This is a genomic window from Mycobacterium sp. FW102-FHT13B02, from assembly GCF_058790275.1.
This window is the reverse complement of the sequence record NZ_JBYTCM010000058.1, coordinates 1-2,864: the sequence shown is the minus strand read 5'-3', so window position 1 is coordinate 2,864 and position 2,864 is coordinate 1. Positions and strand designations below refer to the sequence as shown.

General features: G+C 59.0%; 4 protein-coding genes. 1 reads left to right on the top strand and 3 read right to left on the bottom strand.

Annotation, left to right across the window (positions count from 1 at the left end; all coding sequences use genetic code 11):
• Positions 1-40: 40 nt before the first annotated feature.
• Positions 41-340 carry a DUF732 domain-containing protein gene (locus AC3WTE_RS32495; RefSeq protein ID WP_492443734.1) on the top strand — a complete coding sequence of 100 codons (300 nt, stop codon included), beginning with the start codon at positions 41-43 and terminating at the stop codon, positions 338-340.
• Positions 341-488: 148 nt separating this feature from the next.
• Here AC3WTE_RS32495 and AC3WTE_RS32490 read toward each other — a convergent pair whose 3' ends face one another.
• From AC3WTE_RS32490 to AC3WTE_RS32480, 3 genes are all read right to left on the bottom strand, one after another.
• Positions 489-989 (bottom strand): CAP domain-containing protein, encoded by a 501-nt coding sequence (locus tag AC3WTE_RS32490; protein WP_492443732.1) that lies wholly within the window; start codon positions 987-989, stop codon positions 489-491.
• A gap of 21 nt (positions 990-1,010) precedes the next feature.
• Positions 1,011-1,466 carry a hypothetical protein gene (locus tag AC3WTE_RS32485; RefSeq protein WP_492443731.1) on the bottom strand — a complete coding sequence of 152 codons (456 nt, stop codon included), beginning with the start codon at positions 1,464-1,466 and terminating at the stop codon, positions 1,011-1,013.
• Positions 1,467-1,672: 206 nt separating this feature from the next.
• A complete protein-coding gene (locus tag AC3WTE_RS32480) occupies positions 1,673-2,356 on the bottom strand; it encodes an Rv1363c family protein (RefSeq protein WP_492443729.1) in 684 nt (227 codons plus the stop codon).
• Positions 2,357-2,864: the final 508 nt, after the last annotated feature.

The window sequence follows — 2,864 nt, the reverse complement described above, 5'->3', positions numbered from 1 at the left end:
GTCAACAACGCTCGACAGCCACCTCCGACCGCGACGTGGCTTGAACCAGGTCTCCATCAGATCCAGGGTGGTTCAGATCGCCTACCTCGTGAATGTGACTGTCCGCCCTGGATACAACTTCGCGAATGCTGACGACGCACTGGCCTACGGGCGGGGCGTCTGTAGCCAGGTCGGCGCTGGCGACGACTACAACACCATGGTCGCCCGAATCGAATCGGACTTTGGCGGCTTCGATAGTGCTCAAGCTAGCTATCTCGTTGGCCAGGCTGTCAACGAATTGTGTCCGGCAATGATCTGGCAGCTTCGTAAATTGGCCGCTCAACAGATGCTGCCGCGTTGAAATGTTCTCTTGGTTGGACCGATTGGGTTACGGCCTCGTACGACAGCTTGCGCTACGAATGGACGTCGACTTCATGTATTACATCGAGGGTTGTCGGTAATGAGACCGCGCAGATGCCTGTTTCCGCGTCGCGGGAGCGCGGGGCAGGTCACGCCGGATGACCGTATACCGCCACTAGGACAGTCCGGTTGACACTGTTCTCTGACCACACCCCGACCTCGGTGTTGGCGCAGTTCTGCATGATCGCAAGTTGTCCAGGGTCGGAATGCCACTGATTGATGACTTCGAGGCTCGTGATAGATAGTGCGGGGTTGACCGCAACCGTCTCCAGGACGGGCCCGTGATAGCCCGCGGCGGCTGCACGGTCTTGAGGGCTTGAGCCATCGGAGCCGATATTACCTTGCAGTGACTGGTTATTGAGAACGTCGACGGAATGCCACTGCGCGGCGAGCTGGAGTTGTGGATTGACTCGCACGTTGTTGATACACCCAGCTTGGTGTTGGACGATATACACCATTCTGACGACGCTGACGTTGAGTCTGCTGTTGTCCGCGTTCGCCTGCGGCGCCAGCCCCGTGTGGGCCACCACCGCAACGAGCAGCGGTAGCAGCCGCTGCGCCAGTGTATTCGCGCGGGCAAACGCTTTCATGGGCGTCTCTCTTTAGGCGATTCAGATCGGAGTGAAATCAGAGATCAGCCATCGGCCGTGGACCTTGTCCAGGCTGACCTTGACGCTCGTCGCTGTCTGGGTAGGCGAATCGGCGCCGATCACGGTCGTCTGGTTTACCATAACCAGCACGATGGCATGGCTGCTATTTGTTGAAATCGCTGCTGCCGCGGGAACCGAAGCGACTGCAGAGATGTGCTTCTGCTTCGCCCCAGGGATCACCACGTCGTTGGTCAGTGACGAATAGGAATCCCGGAATGCGCCGGTCAGTCGATCACGTGCGTCGACAAGCTGCTTGTCCACGGTGTCGGGCTGGTAGGACAGCAACGCGATCGTGCCGTCGGTGGCGGCTTTGACCGCCTCGGAACCAGCGACCTCCGCTATCCCGCTTTCGGTTACCCACCATTTGAGCCACCCAATCCCACACGCCGACAAGAGTGCAACAGCGGGCAGGAGCACGAACACAGTCGTTCGAGCTAGAGCGGCACGGTACCGGTGGCGCCGACCTTCGTTTGCTGGATCCGTTGTTTCGTCAGTGAATGCGGATCGGTCGCCACCGATAGGATCGCTGCCGCCGACTTGCGCAGTCTCTTGACACAGGGCATCTACTTCGACAGCATCACCGTGCGTGTGCGTGGGTGTCACTTTTTCTCGGATCCTCCGCATCATGGCACGAACTCCACGTTCGACACTTTGATCACATTGTCGATCTTCTGTACTTCGATCCGCATACGCCATATTCGTGCCGGTTGTTCGGCGCCACTTCCAAGCGTGGTCTTAACCGACACTGCGACTAGGACACGGCCTTTGTCACCTTCAACGGATTCAAGACCGGCTTGGGCGACTGTGCCCACAGTGGCGGACTGCACCTTGGTAACCATGGCGATGAAGGGGCGCGATCGCGTGCGGAAGTCATCAGCGAAATGACCTGTCGCTGAATCAAGTATCCGCTTCACGTCGGCGTCGGCGTCGGTGTAGTTGATGGTCGTCAGGTTGACCGCCGCCGCCTTGCCGGCGTCGAGCAATTGAGATTCTCGGCGTTGAACCTGCATCGACGTATAAGCATGGAAGCCAAACCAGCCACCGAGCGCCGCGAGAGCGGATATCACTATCAGGATGACCACCAGCCCGAAACGTAAAGCAGGCGTGGTAGGCCTCTCCGAGGTGGTCTCGGCGGTTTCAGGGCCGGTGCCAAAGGCAGCATCGACGGCTGAATGATCTGGTCCGTCATCGTCCCCGGCGAACTCATCAGCGTCGTTCGTGTCACCAACTTCTGCGTCAGAACGCGGGGTGTGGGTCGCCATGACACGGTCGAGGACAGACGTCGGCGCATCGATGCGGCGCAGCACACGGGCGCGGAACCTATAGCGCCAGCGTCGCAGTCCGGCCAGTGTTTCTGGCTCGTGGGCCTCATCACCTGCGAAGGTGGCAGCCGTGTCGGCTGATGTTCGCCTCAATTTGCCTCGGCCCCTCTACTTTCACTCGCGAGCTGAGCGATTCGGTCTGCCTTACTGCACGTGCCGAAGTCTGCTGACCATTGTTAGCCGTCTGGGCGATGGCGGGTCAATGCTGTCAAGTTCAGATGGTTGTACAAGGTGTGTTCTCAACATCCTCGACAGCGCGGCCCACGTACCTGATTCAGCGCTCGCTCGCCATCTGAAATCAAAGATGTTGAGGGCCGCGTGGTGTCATGTTGAACTCGGCGTGTGCTCCAGACAGGAGTTCACCTAGGAAGCCGGTTGCTCAGTGCTGAGAGGGCAAGTCGTTGGCCACAATTGAGGCGTGTTAACGACGGTTGAAAATCCGGCCAGTCGCGACGGCTGAAAAGTAGGCCACCCAATCAGATTGGATGGGTGA

Bases quoted from the DNA above. Each gene is read 5' to 3' on its own strand.
- AC3WTE_RS32490 (WP_492443732.1), bottom strand. From the start codon at position 989: ATGAAAGCGTTTGCCCGCGCGAATACACTGGCGCAGCGGCTGCTACCG.